The organism is Kitasatospora sp. NPDC004745, assembly GCF_042873275.1.
In the GTDB taxonomy this organism is placed as follows: domain Bacteria; phylum Actinomycetota; class Actinomycetes; order Streptomycetales; family Streptomycetaceae; genus Kitasatospora.
The window spans coordinates 705506-723497 of sequence record NZ_JBIALK010000001.1; the positions used below are offsets into that span (position 1 = coordinate 705506).

At 73.4% G+C, this 17992-nt stretch carries 15 protein-coding genes; all 15 read left to right on the forward strand.

The window, feature by feature from the left end; all coding sequences use genetic code 11:
* The first annotated feature begins 242 nt into the window (after nt 1-242).
* Nucleotides 243-998, forward strand: a complete 756-nt coding sequence (locus tag ACFYUY_RS03125; protein ID WP_387897390.1) for a sugar phosphate nucleotidyltransferase — start codon at nt 243-245, stop codon at nt 996-998.
* Nucleotides 986-2047 (forward strand): iron-containing alcohol dehydrogenase family protein, encoded by a 1062-nt coding sequence (locus ACFYUY_RS03130; RefSeq protein WP_360210708.1) that lies wholly within the window; start codon nt 986-988, stop codon nt 2045-2047. Before ACFYUY_RS03125 ends, ACFYUY_RS03130 begins: the two co-directional genes overlap by 13 nt.
* Before the next feature lie 91 nt (nt 2048-2138).
* Nucleotides 2139-2876 (forward strand): CDP-alcohol phosphatidyltransferase family protein, encoded by a 738-nt coding sequence (locus tag ACFYUY_RS03135; protein ID WP_360210780.1) that lies wholly within the window; start codon nt 2139-2141, stop codon nt 2874-2876.
* A gap of 113 nt (nt 2877-2989) precedes the next feature.
* The gene (locus ACFYUY_RS03140) at nt 2990-3835 is read left to right on the forward strand and encodes a glycosyltransferase family 2 protein (RefSeq protein ID WP_387897513.1); all 846 of its coding nucleotides are present in this window, start codon (nt 2990-2992) and stop codon (nt 3833-3835) included.
* 137 nt (nt 3836-3972) lie between these two features.
* Nucleotides 3973-4914: an ABC transporter permease gene (locus ACFYUY_RS03145; protein ID WP_360210710.1), complete on the forward strand. Its 942-nt coding sequence runs from the start codon at nt 3973-3975 to the stop codon at nt 4912-4914.
* A complete protein-coding gene (locus ACFYUY_RS03150) occupies nt 4907-5716 on the forward strand; it encodes an ABC transporter ATP-binding protein (RefSeq protein ID WP_360210712.1) in 810 nt (269 codons plus the stop codon). Before ACFYUY_RS03145 ends, ACFYUY_RS03150 begins: the two co-directional genes overlap by 8 nt.
* Nucleotides 5717-5974: 258 nt before the next feature.
* Nucleotides 5975-6955 carry a squalene synthase HpnC gene (hpnC, locus tag ACFYUY_RS03155; RefSeq protein ID WP_387897516.1) on the forward strand — a complete coding sequence of 327 codons (981 nt, stop codon included), beginning with the start codon at nt 5975-5977 and terminating at the stop codon, nt 6953-6955.
* A 41-nt stretch (nt 6956-6996) separates the two neighbouring features.
* Nucleotides 6997-7854 (forward strand): presqualene diphosphate synthase HpnD, encoded by an 858-nt coding sequence (gene hpnD / locus ACFYUY_RS03160; RefSeq protein ID WP_360210784.1) that lies wholly within the window; start codon nt 6997-6999, stop codon nt 7852-7854.
* A gap of 127 nt (nt 7855-7981) precedes the next feature.
* Nucleotides 7982-9415, forward strand: coding sequence for a hydroxysqualene dehydroxylase HpnE (hpnE, locus tag ACFYUY_RS03165; protein WP_387897394.1), 1434 nt, complete (start codon nt 7982-7984; stop codon nt 9413-9415).
* Nucleotides 9416-9612: 197 nt separating this feature from the next.
* Entirely contained in the window at nt 9613-10701 is a 1089-nt protein-coding gene (locus tag ACFYUY_RS03170) for a polyprenyl synthetase family protein (RefSeq protein ID WP_387897395.1), read from the forward strand.
* A 7-nt stretch (nt 10702-10708) separates the two neighbouring features.
* On the forward strand, nt 10709-12793 hold the full coding sequence (gene shc / locus ACFYUY_RS03175) for a squalene--hopene cyclase (RefSeq protein ID WP_360210718.1): 2085 nt from the start codon (nt 10709-10711) through the stop codon (nt 12791-12793).
* Nucleotides 12790-13470 carry a 1-hydroxy-2-methyl-2-butenyl 4-diphosphate reductase gene (locus ACFYUY_RS03180; RefSeq protein WP_360210720.1) on the forward strand — a complete coding sequence of 227 codons (681 nt, stop codon included), beginning with the start codon at nt 12790-12792 and terminating at the stop codon, nt 13468-13470. The genes shc and ACFYUY_RS03180 overlap by 4 nt, the downstream gene beginning before the upstream one ends.
* 2 nt (nt 13471-13472) lie before the next feature.
* Nucleotides 13473-14501 (forward strand): adenosyl-hopene transferase HpnH, encoded by a 1029-nt coding sequence (hpnH, locus tag ACFYUY_RS03185; protein WP_360210722.1) that lies wholly within the window; start codon nt 13473-13475, stop codon nt 14499-14501.
* 116 nt (nt 14502-14617) lie between these two features.
* Nucleotides 14618-16528, forward strand: a complete 1911-nt coding sequence (gene dxs / locus ACFYUY_RS03190) for a 1-deoxy-D-xylulose-5-phosphate synthase (RefSeq protein WP_387897399.1) — start codon at nt 14618-14620, stop codon at nt 16526-16528.
* On the forward strand, nt 16518-17933 hold the full coding sequence (locus tag ACFYUY_RS03195) for an aspartate aminotransferase family protein (protein WP_387897401.1): 1416 nt from the start codon (nt 16518-16520) through the stop codon (nt 17931-17933). The genes dxs and ACFYUY_RS03195 overlap by 11 nt, the downstream gene beginning before the upstream one ends.
* The last annotated feature ends 59 nt before the right edge of the window (nt 17934-17992 follow it).

Consider the following 17992-nt stretch of genomic DNA (forward strand, 5'->3'; position numbering starts at 1 on the left):
CCGGCCCCCCGGCCGCGTTCGGGCTGGTCGCCCCGGTCGCCTACCATCACTTACGACACGGTGCCCGCATCTGCGACGGCACCGGCGCGCCGACTCGCGGCCCGGCCGGACGGGGGAGACCCGGACGGGGACGGGCCCGGGAGCCGGACGGGACCGGCGCGCCGGGCCCGGCCGGAGGGCCCCGGACGCAAGCCGGTGCCCCGGCACGCCCGCGCACCGCACGACGGATCAGGAGACCCCGCATGATCGGCCTCGTTCTGGCAGCCGGCGCCGGCCGGCGGCTGCGCCCGTACACCGACACCCTCCCCAAGGCGCTGGTGCCGGTCGACGGGGAGCGGACCGTGCTGGACCTCACCCTCGCGAACTTCGCCGAGGTCGGGCTGCGTGACGCGGCGATCGTCGTCGGCTACCGCAAGGAGGCGGTGTACGACCGCAAGGACGCCCTGGAGTCCCGTTACGGCGTCAAGCTCCACCTGGTCGAGAACGACAAGGCCGAGGAGTGGAACAACGCCTACTCGCTCTGGTGCGCCCGCGAGCTCTTCACCGAGGGCCTGCTGCTGGCCAACGGCGACACCGTGCACCCGGCCTCGGTCCAGCGCACGATGCTGGAGGGCAACGCCCGCCTCGTCGAGGCGGGCCGGGAGCCCGGCATCCTGCTCGCCCTCGACACGGTGAAGAAGCTCGCCGACGAGGAGATGAAGGTGGTCGTCGACCCGGCCGCCGGGGTGCGCCGCATCACCAAGCTGATGGACCCGGCCGAGGCCACCGGCGAGTACATCGGCGTGACCGTGATCAACCCGGCCGCCGCCGCCGACCTCACCGACGCGCTGCGCGCCACCTACGAGCGCGACCCGCAGCTGTACTACGAGGACGGCTACCAGGAGATGGTCGACCGGGGCCTGCGGATCGACGTGCAGCCGATCGGCGAGGTGTCCTGGGTCGAGGTCGACAACCACGAGGACCTGGCGAAGGCGCGGGAGATCGCGTGCCAGTACTGACCCGGCTGGTCCCGTCGCCGCTGTTCGTCGAGGTCCGTCCGGGCGCGCTGGACGCGCTCGGCGGCATCCTCGCCGACCAGCGGCTGTCGGCCTCGGGCCGGATCGCCGTGGCGATCAGCAACGGCTCGGGCGCGGCGATGCGCCGCCGCCTGGAGCCGGCCCTGCCCGGCGCCGACTGGTACAACGTGGACGACGGCAGCCTGGACAGCGCGGTGCGGCTGGCCGAGGCGATGCGCGGCGGGCACTACGACGCGATGGTCGGGCTCGGCGGCGGCAAGATCATCGACGCCGCCAAGTACGCGGCCGCCCGGGTCGGGCTGCCGCTGGTGGCGGTCGCCACCAACCTGGCCCACGACGGCATCTGCTCGCCGGTGTCCACGCTCGATAACGACGCCGGGCGCGGCTCCTACGGGGTGCCCAGCCCGATCGGCATCGTCGTCGACCTGGACGTGATCCGGCAGGCGCCGCCGCGCTTCGTGGCGGCCGGGATCGGCGACGTGGTCTCCAACATCTCGGCCTGCGCGGACTGGGAGCTGTCCCACGCGGTCACCGGCGAGCCGGTGGACGGACTGGCGGTGGCGATGGCCCGTTCGGCGGGCGAGAACCTGCTGCGGCACCCAGGAAACATTCAGGATCAGGACCTGCTGACAGCCCTCGCGGAAGCCCTGGTACTGTCCGGCATCGCGATGAACATCGCTGGCAGCACCCGGCCCTCCTCGGGCGCCTGCCACGAGATCTCGCATGCCCTGGACGTGCTGTACCCCAAGCGTTCCGCCCAGCACGGCGAACAGGTCGGCCTCGGCGCCGCGTTCGCCAGCTTCCTGCGGGGCGAGCGCGAGCTGACCGGTCTGATCGTGGAGCGCCTGGCGCGGCACGGACTGCCGGTGACCGCGGCTCAGATCGGCTTCACCGAGGCGGAGTTCACCGATGCGGTGCACTACGCTCCGAACACCCGCCCGGGGCGCTTCACCATCCTTGAGCACCTCGACCTCTCCCCTTCCGCAATCAGGGACGCGTACGCCGACTATGTCCAAGCCCTCAACAGCTGACCCCTCCACCGCGGGCGCCGAGCGGCCCCCGGTGGACCTGAGCCGCCGGCCCTCGATCGAGGAGCTGCGCGCGGTGATCCACCCGGAGGGCATGCTCCAGCGCCGCAGCGCCGAGCACTGGGCCGGGCGCCTGTACATGCGGAAGATCTCGCTGCGGATCACCCGCGTGCTGTCCACGGTGACGGCGATCACGCCCAACGGCCTGACCTACCTGATGATGTTCACCGGCATCCTGGCCGGTGCCGCGCTGGTGGTCCCGGGCATCGTGGGCGCCGTCCTGGGCGCCCTGCTGATCCAGGTCTACCTGCTGCTGGACTGCGTGGACGGCGAGGTGGCCCGCTGGCGCCGGCAGACCTCGCTCACCGGCGTCTACCTGGACCGGGTCGGCCACTACATGTCCGAGGCGGCCCTGCTGACCGGTCTGGGCCTGCGCGCCACCGACCTGCTGCACCGCGAGGGCGGCGGCTCGCACTGGGAGTGGGCGTTCCTCGGCACGCTGGCCGCGCTCGGCGCGATCCTGATCAAGTCCGAGACGGACCTGGTGGACGTGGCCCGGGCCCGCAGCGGTCTGACGGCGGTCGAGGACAGCGCCTCGGTGCCGCGCTCGTCCTCGGTGGCCAGGGCCCGCCGGGCGGCCTCCTTCCTGAAGTTCCACCGCCTGGTCGGCGCGGTCGAGGCCTCGCTGTTCATCCTCGCGGCCGGGGTCGCCGACGCCGTCCACGGGGGGCTGTTCTTCACCCGGGTCGCGGTGGTCGTGCTGGCCGCGATCGCCATGCTGCAGACCGTGCTGCACCTGCTGAGCATCGTCCTGTCCAGCAGGCTGCGATGAGCGGGCCCGGCGAGTCCGTCCTGGAGGGGGCGCATGAGCGAGCAGAACGAGGTGACCGGGTGAACGCCGGGACGGGTGCCCAGGGGTTCCGCCTCGGCGCCGTGATCATCACCATGGGCAACCGCCCCGCGGAGCTGGCCGCCCTGATCGATTCGGTCCGCGCCCAGGAGGGCCCGGCCGTCGAGCTGGCGGTGGTGGGCCAGGGCGCCAAGCTGCCGCCGCTGCCCGAGGGCGTGCGCAGCGTGGAGCTGCCGGAGAACCTGGGCATCCCGGGCGGGCGCAACGTCGGCATCGAGCTGTTCGGCCGGGACGGGAAGGACGTCGACGCCGTCCTCTTCCTGGACGACGACGGGCACCTGCCGCGCACCGACTCCGCCCGGCTGCTGCGGGAGGCCTTCACGGCCGATCCGGGGCTGGGCATCGTGTCCTTCCGGATCGCCGACCCCGACACCGGCGTCACCCAGCGCCGTCACGTCCCCCGGCTGCGCGCGCGCGACCCGCTGCGCTCCTCCCCGGTGACGACCTTCCTGGGCGGCGCGAGCGCCGTGCGCTGCACGGTGTTCGAGCAGGCCGGGCAGCTGCCCGCGGAGTTCTTCTACGCCCACGAGGAGACCGACCTCGCGTGGCGTGCGGCGGACGCGGGCTGGGGCATCGACTACCGGGCCGACGTGGTGCTGCACCACCCCGCGACGTCGCCCGCCCGGCACGCCGCCTACTTCCACAACATCGCCCGGAACAGGGTCTGGCTCGCGAGGCGGAACCTTCCGGGCCTGTTGGTGCCTCTCTATCTGGGAACCTGGTTCCTGCTGACCCTGGCCCGCCGCCCCTCCTCGGAGGCGCTGAAGGCCTGGTGGGGCGGGTTCCGGGCAGGCTGGCGCGAACCCTGCGGTCCGCGGCGGCCGATGCGATGGCGTACCGTTTGGCGACTGACCAGGCTGGGCCGGCCACCGGTCATCTGATCGAATGATCGATCGCTGCGGTCGGTGGTCACACACCGGCCGGACTTCCCCCGTGATCCCAGTGGATCCCCATCGGCGCAAGGCCGGCGGACCCCCGTCGACCGGCCGCCCCGACCGATCCCGCGTGAAGGACGAATGTGTCGACAGTGAGTGAACCCGTCAGCCTCTCAGCCCCCAGGGGGGCGGACGCGGGCCTGACCCCCAAGCAGCTTGCGGACAAGTACGGCCTGTCGGTCAGCGGCAGACGGCCCGGCCTGATCGCCTACACCAAGCAGCTCTGGGCCCGGCGCCACTTCATCTGGGCCTTCGCCACCGCCCGCCTGGTGGCGCAGTACACCGACGCCAAGCTGGGCCAGCTGTGGCAGGTCGTGACCCCGCTGCTGAACTGCGCGGTCTTCTACCTGGTGTTCGGTGTCATCCTGGCGAGCAAGGACAACTTCCCGCCGGACACCTACATCGCCTGGCTCTGCATCGGCGTCTTCGTCTTCCAGTTCACCCAGAACGCCGTGCAGTCCGGCACCCGGGCGATCTCGGACAACCTCGGGCTGATCCGGGCGCTGCACTTCCCGCGCGCCTCGCTGCCGATCGCCTTCACGGTGATCCAGCTCCAGCAGCTGCTGATCTCGATGGTGGTGCTGGTCGCCACCGTGCTGATCAGCGGCATCGAGCCGGGCCGGACCTGGCTGCTGATCGTCCCGGCGCTGCTGCTGCAGATGATGTTCAACACCGGCATCGCCCTGGTGATGGCCCGGATCGGCGCCAAGACCAGTGACATCTCCCAGCTCATCCCGTTCGTGATGCGGGCCTGGATGTTCCTGTCCGGCGTGATGTTCAGCATCCAGGACAAGATCAGCACCTGGCCGCACTCGATCCAGGTGCTGATGCAGGTGAACCCGGCGTCGGTCTACATGGACCTGCTCCGGCACGCCTTCGCGCCGATCATCTACAACAAGCACCAGCCCCAGCACCAGGACCTCCCGCCGCACCAGTGGGCCTACGGCATCGGCTGGGCGGTCGTGATGTTCGTGATCGGATACGTCTTCTTCTGGAAGGCCGAGGAGGAGTACGGCCGTGGCTGACATCGACCTGAGCAAGACGGCGACCGTCCGCGACACCGACGTCGCCCGCGAGCCCACCGTCGTCGTCGACGACGTGCACATCGTCTACCGGGTGCACGGCGCCGGTTCCGGCAAGGGCAGCGCCACCTCTGCGCTCAGCCGCATCGTCAGCCGCAAGCGCGGCTCGGGCGTGCGCGAGGTGCACGCGGTGCGCGGCATCAGCTTCACCGCCTACAAGGGCGAGGCGGTCGGCCTGATCGGGTCCAACGGGTCCGGCAAGTCGACGATGCTCGCGGCCATCGCCGGCCTGCTGCCGACCGAGAAGGGCGGCATCTACACCAACGGCCAGCCCTCGCTGCTGGGCGTGAACGCGGCGCTGATGAACGAGCTCACGGGTGAGCGCAACGTCATCCTCGGCTGCCTGGCGATGGGCATGCCGCCGGCCGAGGTCCGGCGCCGCTACCAGGACATCGTCGACTTCTCGGGCATCAACGAGAAGGGCGACTTCATCTCGCTGCCGATGCGCACGTACTCCTCCGGCATGGGCGCCCGGCTGCGGTTCTCCATCGCCGCCGCGAAGACCCACGACGTGCTGCTGATCGACGAGGCGCTGGCCACCGGCGACCAGGCGTTCCAGCAGCGCAGCAAGAAGCGGATCGAGGAGCTGCGCCAGTCGGCCGGTACGGTCTTCCTGGTCAGCCACGACAACAGCTCGATCCGCGAGGTCTGCGAGCGGACGATCTGGATCGAGCACGGCGAGCTGGTGATGGACGGCCCGACCGAGGAGGTCGTGGGCCGCTACGAGCGCGGCGAGCGCCCGTAGCACCGAACGGTCCGGGGGGCCGGTTCCGGGGGTTCCCGGGGCCGGCCCCCCGCGTCGTGCCCGCCGCCGGTAACCCGGGTGGCCCGCCGCCGGCGGGGTGAGCGCCCCGTGCGCCGGGCGGGGCGCCCTTCTCCGGCGCGGCCCGTGGTGTCAGGCTGTAGGCGCGGGGGCGGTGTGCCGGACGGGACGCCCCTGCTCGGACGCGTGTCCGAGTCGGGCCGGTGGTGCCGAGCGGTGTAGAACGGGGGAGTGACAGCAGTGTCGGCTTCGGCCCAGCCCAGAGATACGTCGGTGAACCGGTCCGCGGGCCGGACCCTGGACAAGGCGGCCGCGGAGAACTTCCCGGTCGCGCCGTTCTTCCTGCCCGCGGCGTGGCGGGGCGACCTGATGGCCGTCTACGGCTTCGCCCGGCTGGTCGACGACGCCGGCGACGGCGACCTGGCCGATCCGGCGGCCACCGCGGCCCTGCTCGGGGTCGACGGCGGGCCCGGCACCACCCCTTCGGCCCAGTCCGGCCCGCCGACCGCGCAGGAGACCGCCTTCCGCCTCGCCCTCCTGGACGGGCTGGAGCGCGACCTCGACCGGGTGTTCGAGACGGCCCTCCACCCGGGGACGGCCGACGGGCCCCGCCACCCGCTGATGCGCGGCCTCGTCCCGCTGGTCGACCGGCACGGGCTCACCCCGGAGCCGTTCCGCCGTCTGATCGAGGCCAACCGGGTGGACCAGACCACCGCCCGCTACGCGAGCTACGACGACCTGATCGGCTACTGCACGCTGTCCGCCGACCCGGTCGGCCGCCTGGTGCTGGCCATCGCCGGCGTCTCCACCCCCGAGCGGATCGAGCTCTCCGACGCGGTCTGCAGCGCCCTCCAGGTGGTCGAGCACCTGCAGGACGTCGCCGAGGACCTCGCCCGCGGCCGGATCTACCTCCCGACCGAGGACCTCGACCGCTTCGGCGTCACGGAGGCCGACCTCGCCGCCCCCACCGCCTCCGGCCCGGTGCGCGAGCTGATCGCCTTCGAGGTGCACCGGGCCCGCACCCTGCTCGACCGCGGCGCGCCGTTGGTGGGTACGGTTCGGGGGAGGCTTCGACTGCTCCTGGCGGGATTCACCGCCGGCGGTTACGCGGCCCTGGCGGCCGTCGAGGACGCCGGGTACGACGTGCTCGCGCGACAGGCGAAGCCGGACAAGCGCCGCCTCGCAGCGAAGGCGGCGGCCATCTTCGCGAAGGGAAGGTGAACGCCCGCGTGGCGGCATCACCACTGGCGTCGGCCCAGGTCATGGCGGCGTACCGGTACTGCGAGGCAGTCACCGGACTGCAGGCGCGCAACTTCAGCTACGGCATCCGGCTGCTGCCGGAGTCCAAGCGGCTGGCCATGTCGGCCCTGTACGCCCTGGCCCGCCGGGTGGACGACATCGGCGACGGGGAGCTGCCGGCCGACCGCAAGGCGGAGGCGCTGCTGCGCACCCGGGAGCTGGTGGACGAGGTCCGCGCCGGGGTGGTGGCCGACGACGACACCGACCCGATCAAGGTCGCCCTGGCCGACGCGGCCCGGCGCTTCCCGATCCCGCTGGGCGGCTTCGACGAGCTGATCGACGGCGTCGAGATGGACCTCAAGGGCGCCGAGTACCAGACGTACGAGGAGCTGAAGGTCTACTGCCGCTGCGTGGCCGGCGCGATCGGCCGGCTCTCCCTCGGCGTCTACGGCTGCGAGGACCCCGAGCGCGGGGCGCAGTACGCGGACACCCTGGGCCTGGCCCTGCAGCTCACCAACATCCTGCGCGACCTGCGCGAGGACGCCCTGAACGGCCGCACCTACCTGCCGAGCGAGGACCTCGCCCGGTACGGCTGCGAGGACGGCTTCGCGCTGCCCAGGCCGGCCGCGGGCGCCGACTTCGCCGGTCTGGTGGCCTTCGAGGCCGCCCGCGCCCAGGCCGCCTTCGAGGAGGGCCTGCGGCTGCTGCCCCTGCTCGACCGCCGCAGCCGGGCCTGCACCGCCGCGATGGCCGGGATCTACCACCGGCTGCTCGGCCGGATCGCCGCCGACCCCGAGTCGGTGCTGCGCGGCCGGGTCTCGCTGCCGGGCTGGGAGAAGGCGTACGTGGCGCTTTCCGGGCTCGCCGGGGGGCGTTCTTGATTCTCGTCCCAGTTCTGTCACGCTGTGTCAGCGGGGAATCACATGCGGGCCGAGCCGTGTCGACCGCGACCTGGCCGGCCGAGGTGACCGCCGCGGTGCGGTCCAGCGACGTCGAGGGGGAGGGCCGATGACCGGGCGAGCCGATGCCGCGCGCCCGGCCGCCGTCGTGGTCGGCGGCGGCCTGGCCGGGATCACCGCCGCGCTGCGGCTGGCCGAGGCCGGTCACCGGGTCACCCTCGCGGAGGGCCGCCCCCGGCTCGGCGGCCTCGCCTTCTCCTTCCAGCGCGGGGAGCTGACCGTCGACAACGGCCAGCACGTGTACCTGCGCTGCTGCACCGCCTACCGCGGCCTGCTGGACCGGCTCGGCGCGACCCGGTTGGTCCACCTGCAGGAGCGGCTGGACGTCCCGGTGCTCTCCGTCTCCGGGTCCGAGTCGGCCCCGGTGCGCACCCTCGGCCGGCTGCGCCGCTCCGGCCTGCCCGTGCCGCTGCACCTGGCCGGCAGCCTCGCCCGATACCCGCACCTCGGGCCGGCCGACCGCGCCCGGGTCGTCCGCGGCGCGCTCGCCCTGCAGGGCCTGGACCTCGCCGACCCCGCTCTGGACCGGATCTCCTTCGGCGAGTGGCTGCGCGGGAACGGGCAGAACACCGCCACCCTCGCCGCGCTCTGGGACCTCGTCGGGGTGGCCACCCTGAACGCCCGCGCCGACCAGGTTTCGCTGGCGCTGGCGGCGATGGTGTTCAAGACCGGCCTGCTCTCCGACCCCGGCGCCTCCGACATCGGCATGGCCGCCGTCCCGCTCGGCGTGATCCACCACGACCGGGCGCTCGCCGAACTGGAACGCGCCGGCGTGAAGGTGCTGCTGCGCACCCGTGTCGCCGGGCTCAAGCCGGCCGCGCCCCAGCACGCCGTCCTCCTGGAGGACGGCGAGCCGCTGGCCGCCGAGACGGTGGTGCTGGCCGGCGCCCAGGACACCGCGGCGGCCCTGCTGCCGCCGAACGCGATCCCCGGCCAGGACCGGCTGGACGGGTTCGGCACCGCGCCGATCCTCAACGTGCACGTGGTCTACGACCGCAAGGTGCTGCGCCGGCCGTTCTTCGCCGCGCTCGGCTCCCCGGTGCAGTGGGTCTTCGACCGCACCACGCACTCCGGCCTGGCCGGCACGGAGCTGGGGCGCAGCCACCCCGGAGCCCAGTACCTGGCGCTCTCGCAGTCCGCCGTCCAGGACGAGATCGACCTGCCGGTGGCCGAACTGCGCCGCCGCTACCTGCCGGAACTGGGCCGGCTGCTCCCGGCCGCCGAGGGCGCCGGGGTGCTGGACTTCTTCGTCACCCGCGAGCGCACCGCCACGTTCGACCCGGCACCCGGGAGCGCGGCGCTGCGCCCGTCGGCGGCGACGGGCGTCCCCGGTGTGCTGCTGGCCGGTGCGTGGACCGCCACCGGGTGGCCCGCGACCATGGAGGGCGCCGTGCGCAGCGGCCACGCCGCCGCCGACGCCGCCCTCGCCGCGGCCGGCGGCCGGATCCCGGCCGACCGGGGCGACGGGAGGTGGCCCCGGTGACGGCGGGCCCCGCCGCCGGAGAGCCCGCCAGAGCCGTTCGCTCCACCGTCGGCGGTACCGGCCGCCCCGGCCGTGGCGACAACGGCGACACTGGGACCAGCCCCACCGACACCGGCCCCACCGACACCACCCGCACCGACAGCGCACAGACCCGGCCGCCCCGTGCGGTCCGGCACCACGAGGGAGAGGGAACGCACGTGGAGTCACGCACCGGCATCGCCGTCGGAGGCACGGCGCACGCCGAACCGGTCTCGGTGCCGGAGCTGCTCGCCCGCAGCCGTACGCTCTGCACCCCGCCGCTGCGGGCCGCCGTCGCCCGTTTGGCCGCACCGATGGACACCGTCGCGGCCTACCACTTCGGCTGGATCGACCGCGACGGCACCGCCGTCAAGGGGGACGGCGGCAAGGCCGTGCGCCCGGCCCTGGCCCTGCTGTCCGCCCAGGCCACCGGAGCCCCGGCCGAGGCCGGCGTGCCGGGGGGCGTGGCCGTTGAACTGGTGCACAACTTCTCGCTGCTCCATGATGATCTGATGGACGGTGACGAGACCCGGCGGCACCGGGCCACCGCGTGGACGGTCTTCGGCCCGTCCCAGGCGATCCTGGTCGGCGACGCCCTGGCGACGCTCGGCACGGAGGTGCTGCTCGACGCCGCGGTGACCGGTGGCGCGAGCCCCGCCGACGCCGCGCGCGCCGTCCGGCTGCTCACCACGGCGACCCGCCGGCTGATCGACGGCCAGGCCATGGACGTCGCCTTCGAACAGCGCGACAGCGTGACCGTCGCCGAGTGCCTGGAGATGGAGGGCGGCAAGACCGCGGCCCTGCTGGCCGCCGCCTCGGCGATCGGCGCCGTCCTCGCCGGCGCCGACGACAAGGTCGCCGACGCCCTCCAGCGCTACGGCCACCACCTGGGCCTGGCCTTCCAGGCGGTGGACGACCTGCTCGGCATCTGGGGCGCCACCGAGGTGACCGGCAAGCCGCACTGGGGGGACCTGCGCCAGCGCAAGAAGTCCCTGCCGGTCGCCGCCGCGCTGGCCGAGGGCGGGGCCGCCTCGCGCCGGCTCGCCGGGCAACTGGCCGATCCGAAGGGCCGCGGCGAGGAGAGCGAGCCCGAGCTCGCCGCCCGGGCTGCCCTGATCGAGGAGGCCGGCGGCCGGGCCTGGACCCAGGAGGAGGCCCGCCGCCAGCACACGACTGCCCTCGCCGCCCTGGACGAGGTGCCCATGTCCGACGAGGTGCGCGAGCACTTCGTCGCACTCGCCGAATTCGTGGTGGTACGAGAGAGGTGACGTTACGTTGACAGCAACCGCGGACGGCCGGCTCGACCCTGAGTACGATCCCGAGCCGGTCGCGGTGGGCGACCGCCCCCCGGCGCTGTCGGGCGCCGGGCGGTGGCGGCCCGAGGACGGCGAGCAATCCGGGCCGGCCGACGGGGCGGGCCCCGTACCGGCCGACGCGCGGGAGGCCCTGGCCCGCGCCACCACCCACCTGCTCTCGCTGCAGAGCTCCGAGGGCTGGTGGAAGGGGGACCTGGAGACCAACGTCACCATGGACGCCGAGGACTTACTGCTCCGGCAGTTCCTCGGGATCCGGACCGAGGACCAGACCAAGGCCACCGCCGAGTGGATCCGTTCCCAGCAGCGGGAGGACGGCACCTGGGCCACCTTCCACGGCGGGCCGCCCGAACTGTCCACCACCGTCGAGGCGTACGTCGCCCTCAAACTGGCCGGCGACGACCCGGGCGCCCCGCACATGCAGGCCGCCGCGCGGTACGTGCGCTCCGCCGGCGGCATCGCGGCCGCCCGGGTCTTCACCCGGATCTGGCTCGCGCTCTTCGGCTGGTGGCCGTGGGAACGGCTGCCCGAGATGCCGCCCGAGATCATCTTCCTGCCCAGGTGGCTGCCGCTGAACATCTACGCCTTCGGCTGCTGGGCCCGCCAGACCATCGTCCCGCTCACCATCGTCTCGGCCCACCGCCCCGTCCGACCGGCGCCCTTCCCGCTGACCGAGCTGCACACCGACCCGGACGACCCCTACCCCCACCGGCCGCTCGCCCCCGCCACCAGCTGGGACGGCCTCTTCGAACGCCTCGACAAGGTCCTGCACGCCTACCACCGGCGGGCCGTGCGCCCGCTGCGCCGGCTCGCCGTCTCCCAGGCCTGCCGCTGGATCATCGAACGGCAGGAGGCCGACGGCTGCTGGGGCGGGATCCAGCCGCCCGCCGTCTACTCGCTGATCGCCCTGCACCTCGAGGGCTACGAGCTGGAACACCCGGTGATGCAGGCCGGACTCTCCTCCTTCGACCGCTTCACCGTGCACACCGAGGACGGCCGGCGCTGGCTGGAGGCCTGCCAGTCCCCGGTCTGGGACACCTGCCTGGCCACCATCGCCCTGGTCGACGCCGGACTGCCGGCCGACCACCCGGCGCTGGTCTCGGCCGTCGACTGGATGCTCCAGGAGGAGATCCGCAAGAACGGCGACTGGTCCGTCCAGCGGCCCTCGCTGGCCCCCGGCGGCTGGGCCTTCGAGTTCGAGAACGACACCTACCCCGACATCGACGACACCGCCGAGGTGGTCCTCGCGCTGCGCCGGGTCGCCCACCCCGACCCGGCCAAGGTCGAGGCCGCGGCGGAGCGCGGCGTGCTGTGGAACCTCGGGATGCAGTCCAAGAACGGCGCCTGGGGCGCCTTCGACGTCGACAACACCAGCACGCTGCCCAACAAGCTGCCGTTCTGCGACTTCGGCGAGGTGGTCGACCCGCCCTCGGCCGACGTCACCGCCCACGTGGTGGAGATGCTCGCCGAGACCGGCCGGGCCCGCGACCCCCGCACCCGGCGCGGCGTCGAGTGGCTGCTGCGCAACCAGGAGGCGGACGGCTCCTGGTTCGGCCGCTGGGGCACCAACTACATCTACGGCACCGGCTCGGTGCTGCCCGCGCTGGCCTCGGCCGGCGTCCCGGACGAGCACCCCGCAGTCCGCCGGGCCGTCCGCTGGCTGGAGGACCGGCAGAACACCGACGGCGGCTGGGGCGAGGACATGCGCTCCTACGAGGACCCGGCCCGCTGGGCCGGGCGCGGCGACTCCACCGCCTCGCAGACCGCGTGGGCGCTGATGGCGCTGCTCGCGGCCGGCGAGGGGCCGGACGGCCGGGCCAACCCGGCGGTGGAGCGCGGCGTGGACTGGCTCGTGCGCACCCAGCTGCCCGAGGGCACCTGGGACGAACCGCAGTTCACCGGCACCGGCTTCCCCTGGGACTTCTCCATCAACTACCACCTCTACCGGCTGGTCTTCCCGGTCACCGCACTCGGCCGCTACCTGCACGGCAACCCGGTGATCGGCCGGGGCGACGGCGGGGCCCCGGCGATCGGGGCGACGCGGTGACCACCGCACCCCTGCTGGTCCTCTGCGCGCTGGGCCCCGAGGTCTGGGCCCTGCGCGGCGGGGACTGGCGCGGAGCGGCGGGCGGGCCACCGGTGCTGGTGCGCACCGGCATGGGCCGGCGCCGCGCCGCGCTCGCCGTGCGCGGGCTGCTCGACTCCGCCCCGGGCGGGTACGGCGCGCTCGTGGTGGCCGGCTTCGGCGCCGCGGTCGGCCCCGGCGTGCTGCCGGGGGACGTCGTGGTCGCCGACGGCGTGCGCGACGCGGAGGGGCACCTGTACCCGGTCGACTCCGGTCCGGAGCTCGCCCGGGCCCTCAAGGAGCAGGGCCTGGCCGTGCACACCGGGGTGCACCACACCGCCGACCACGTGGTCCGCGGCCTGGAACGCCGGGCCCTGCACCTGCAGGGCGCGCTCGCCGTCGACATGGAGGCGGCCGCGGTGCTCGCCGCGCTGCGCGAGCGGCGGCCGGCCCTGCCCGCCGCCGTCCTGCGGGTCGTGGTGGACACCCCCGAGCGCGAGCTGCTGCGGCCCGGCACCCTCCCGGCCGGGGCGCGCGCCTGGCGGACCCTGCGGGCGACCGTCCCCGCCCTCGTCGACTGGTACCGGCAGGAGGCCCGGCCGGCCCCCGCCGAACCGAACCACCCCACATCCTCGACGCTCCCCCAGGAGGCGAGCTAGCCATGGCCATGCCGTTGCGCCAGACCGTGCGGGTCGGCACCTACCTCATGCAGCAGAGGCTGCTCAAACGGCGGGAGAAGTTCCCGCTGATCGTCGAGCTGGAGCCGCTGTTCGCCTGCAACCTCGCCTGCGAGGGCTGCGGCAAGATCCAGCACCCGGCGGGCGTCCTGAAGCAGCGGATGCCGGTCGCCCAGGCCGTCGGCGCGGTCCTCGAGTCGGGCGCGCCGATGGTCTCGATCGCCGGCGGCGAGCCGCTGATGCACCCGCAGATCGACGAGATCGTCCGACAGCTGGTGGAGCGCCGCAAGTACGTCTTCCTCTGCACCAACGCGCTGCTGCTGCGCAAGAAGATCGACAAGTTCCGGCCCTCGCCGTACTTCACCTGGGCCGTGCACATCGACGGCCTGCGCGAGCGGCACGACGAGTCGGTCGCCAAGGAGGGCACCTTCGACGAGGCGGTGGCGGCCATCAAGGAGGCCAAGCGGCGCGGCTTCCGGGTCACCACCAACAGCACCTTCTTCAACACCGACACCCCGCAGACCATCATCGAGGTGCTGGACTTCCTCAACGACGAGCTCAAGGTCGACGAGATGATGATCTCCCCGGCCTACGCCTACGAGAAGGCCCCCGACCAGGAGCACTTCCTCGGCGTCGACCAGACCAGGGACCTCTTCCGCAAGGCCTTCGCCGGCGGCAACCGGCGCCGCTGGCGGCTCAACCACAGCCCGCTCTTCCTCGACTTCCTGGAGGGCAAGGCCGACTTCGAGTGCACCCCCTGGGGCATCCCCAACTACTCGTTGTTCGGCTGGCAGCGGCCCTGCTACCTGATGGCCGACGGCTACGTGCCCACCTACCGCGAACTCGTCGAGAAGACCGACTGGACCAAGTACGGCCGCGGCAAGGACCCGCGCTGCGCCAACTGCATGGCGCACTGCGGCTACGAGCCGACCGCCGTCCTCGCCACCATGGGCTCGCTCAAGGAGTCGCTGCGCGCCATCACCGAGACCGTCGGCGCCGACCGAGGCCGCTGAACGGGCGGTCCGCGCACCCCGCGGACCGCCACCCGGCCCGGGCCCGCCGCCCGGGCCGGCCCCGCCCCCGCCGGGCGGCGGCACCACCGCACCACTCCGAGTCGTGAGGTGTACCCATGTCACTGCTCTCCAGCGTCACGTCCCCGGCCGAGCTGCGGAAGCTTCCGGCGGCCGAACTCCCGCTGCTCGCCGACGAGATCCGCGCCTTCCTGATCGACGCCGTCACCCGCACCGGCGGACACCTCGGACCCAACCTCGGCGTGGTGGAGCTGACCATCGCCCTGCACCGGGTCTTCGACTCCCCCTACGACCGGATCGTCTTCGACACCGGCCACCAGAGCTACGTCCACAAGCTGCTCACCGGCCGCCAGGACTTCTCCCGGCTGCGGATGAAGGGCGGCCTGTCCGGTTACCCCTCGCGCCGCGAGTCCGAACACGACCTGGTCGAGAACTCGCACGCCTCCACCGCCCTGTCCTACGCCGACGGCCTCGCCAAGGCCGCCCGACTGCTCGGCCAGCACGACCGGCACACCGTCGCGGTGATCGGCGACGGCGCGCTCACCGGCGGGCTCGCCTGGGAGGCGCTCAACAACATCGCCGAGGCCAGGGACCGGCCGCTGGTCATCGTCGTCAACGACAACGAACGCTCCTACGCCCGCACCATCGGCGGCCTCGCCAACCACCTGGCCACCCTGCGCACCACCCAGGGCTACGAGCGCTTCCTCGCCCTCGGCAAGGGGGCGCTGCAGCGCACCCCGCTGGTCGGGCAGCCGATCTTCGACGCCCTGCACGGCGCCAAGAAGGGCTTCAAGGACGCCTTCGCCCCGCAGGGCATGTTCGAGGACCTCGGGCTGAAGTACCTCGGCCCGATCGACGGCCACGACGTCGGCGCCGTCGAACAGGCGCTGCGCCAGGCGCGCGGCTTCGGCGGGCCCGTCATCGTGCACTGCCTGACCGTCAAGGGGCGCGGCTACCGGCCCGCCGAACAGGACGAGGCCGACCGCTTCCACGCCGTCAACCCGATCGACCCCTACACCTGCCTGCCGATCAACCCCAGCAGCGGCGTCTCCTGGACCTCGGTCTTCGGCGACGAGCTGGTCGCGCTCGGCGCCGAGCGGCCGGACCTCGTCGCGATCACCGCCGCGATGCTCCAGCCGGTCGGCCTCGCCCGCTTCGCCAAGGCCCACCCGGAGCGCACCTTCGACGTCGGCATCGCCGAGCAGCACGCCGTCACCAGCGCCGCCGGCCTGGCCACCGGCGGCCTGCACCCGGTGGTCGCGGTCTACGCGACCTTCCTCAACCGGGCCTTCGACCAGGTCCTGATGGACGTCGCCCTGCACCGGCTCGGCGTGACCTTCGTCCTGGACCGGGCCGGGGTCACCGGCAGCGACGGCGCCTCCCACAACGGCATGTGGGACATGTCCGTCCTGCAGGTCGTCCCCGGACTGCGGCTCGCCGCCCCGCGCGACGCCGACCAGCTGCGCGCCCAGCTGCGCGAGGCCGTCGACGTGGCCGACGCCCCCACGGTCATCCGCTTCCCCAAGGGGAACATCGGCCCCGGCGTCCCCGCGGTCGAGCGGATCGGCGGCGTCGACGTCCTGCTGCGCACCGGGCCGGCACCGGAGATCCTGCTCGTCGCCGTCGGCACCACGGCCGCCGCCTGCCTGGACGCCGCCCGGCTGCTGCTCGCCGAGGGGTTCACCGCGACCGTGGTCGACCCGCGCTGGGTCAAGCCGGTCGACCCGGCACTGGCGCGGCTCGCCGCCGCCCACCGGCTGGTCGTCACCGTCGAGGACAACGGACGCACCGGCGGCGTCGGGGCCGCCACCGCCCAGGCGCTGCGCGACGCCGACGTGGACGTGCCGGTGCGGGTGCTCGGCCTGCCGCAGGAGTTCCTCGGCCACGCCGCCCGCGGGGAGATCCTGGAGGAGGCCGGCCTGACCGGCACCGGGGTCGCCGCCCAGACCGCCGTCTTCGCGAAGACCCTGCTGCCGAACCGAGGAGCGAACCAGCGCCATGCCGGCTGAACCCGACCGCCCCGCCTTCGACCGCCCCGCCTTCGACCTCGCCGCCCTGATCGCCGAACGCGGCGCCGAGCGCTACGAGCTGCACGGCCGCTACCTCAACCCGCAGCTGCCGCGGATGCTGCACACCATCGGCTTCGACAAGTACTACGAGCGCGCCGAGGGCCCGTACTTCTACGACGCCGAGGGCAACGAGTACCTCGACATGCTGGCCGGCTTCGGCATCTTCGCGCTCGGCCGCCACCACCCGGTGGTGCGCTCGGCGGTGCAGCAGGTGATGGACCTCGACCTGCCCGACCTGGTCCGGTTCGACTGCTCGCCGCTGCCCGGACTGCTCGCCGAGCGGCTCCTCTCGCACGCGCCCGGACTGGACCGGGTGTTCTTCGGGAACAGCGGCACCGAGGCGGTGGAGACCGCGCTCAAGTTCGCCCGGTACGCCACCGGCCGGCGCCGGATCCTCTACGCCGACCACGCCTTCCACGGTCTGACCGCCGGTTCGCTCTCGGTCAACGGCGAGAGCGGGTTCCGCAAGGGCTTCGACCCGCTGCTGCCGGACACCGCCATCCCGCTCGGCGACCTCGGCGCACTGGCCAAGGAGCTGAAGCGCGGGGACGTCGCGGCGCTGATCGTCGAACCGATCCAGGGCAAGGGCGTCCAGGCTCCGCCGCCCGGCTGGCTGGGCGCCGCGCAGGCCCTGCTGCACGAGCACAAGGCGCTGCTGATCTGCGACGAGGTGCAGACCGGCATCGGCCGCACCGGCGCGTTCTTCGCCTACCAGCACGAGGAGGGCGTGCTGCCCGACCTGGTCTGCGCGGCCAAGGCGCTGTCCGGCGGGTACGTGCCGGTGGGCGCGACGCTCGGCAAGGGCTGGATCTTCGAGAAGGTGTACTCCTCGATGGACCGGGTGCTGGTGCACTCGGCCAGCTTCGGCGCCAACGCCCAGGCGATGGCGGCCGGACTGGCGACCCTGGAGGTGATGCGCGAGGAGAAGGTGGTGGAGAACGCCCGCCAGGTCGGCGACCGCTTCCGGGAGCGGCTGGCCGAGCTGGTCGACCGGTACGAGCTGCTCGCCGAGGTCCGCGGCCGCGGGCTGATGATCGGCATCGAGTTCGGCCGGCCCAGGTCGCTCAAGCTGCGCACCGGGTGGACCGCCCTGCAGGCCGCTCGCAAGGGGTTGTTCGCCCAGATGGTGGTCGTCCCGCTGCTCCAGCGCCACCGGATCCTCACCCAGGTGTCCGGCGACCACCTGGAGGTGATCAAGCTGATCCCGCCGCTGATCATCACCGACCGGGACGTGGACCGGTTCGTGGCCGCGTTCACCGACGTCATGGACGACGCGCACCGGGGGACCGGTCTGATGTGGGACTTCGGGCGGACCCTGGTCAAGCAGGCGGTCGGCAACCGCTGAGCAGGACGCCTGGACCGGCGGGCGAGGTGCGCGGAACGGGACACCGGGATCGGCGGGCG

What these genes read in the sequence shown, in the direction of transcription:
- ACFYUY_RS03125 (WP_387897390.1), top strand. Translation starts at nt 243, where the DNA reads ATGATCGGCCTCGTTCTGGCAGCCGGCGCCGGCCGGCGGCTGCGCCCG.
- ACFYUY_RS03135 (WP_360210780.1), top strand. Translation starts at nt 2,139, where the DNA reads ATGCTCCAGCGCCGCAGCGCCGAGCACTGGGCCGGGCGCCTGTACATG.
- ACFYUY_RS03140 (WP_387897513.1), top strand. Translation starts at nt 2,990, where the DNA reads ATGGGCAACCGCCCCGCGGAGCTGGCCGCCCTGATCGATTCGGTCCGC.
- hpnD (WP_360210784.1), top strand. Translation starts at nt 6,997, where the DNA reads ATGGCGGCGTACCGGTACTGCGAGGCAGTCACCGGACTGCAGGCGCGC.
- hpnE (WP_387897394.1), top strand. Translation starts at nt 7,982, where the DNA reads ATGACCGGGCGAGCCGATGCCGCGCGCCCGGCCGCCGTCGTGGTCGGC.
- hpnH (WP_360210722.1), top strand. Translation starts at nt 13,473, where the DNA reads ATGGCCATGCCGTTGCGCCAGACCGTGCGGGTCGGCACCTACCTCATG.
- dxs (WP_387897399.1), top strand. Translation starts at nt 14,618, where the DNA reads ATGTCACTGCTCTCCAGCGTCACGTCCCCGGCCGAGCTGCGGAAGCTT.
- ACFYUY_RS03195 (WP_387897401.1), top strand. Translation starts at nt 16,518, where the DNA reads ATGCCGGCTGAACCCGACCGCCCCGCCTTCGACCGCCCCGCCTTCGAC.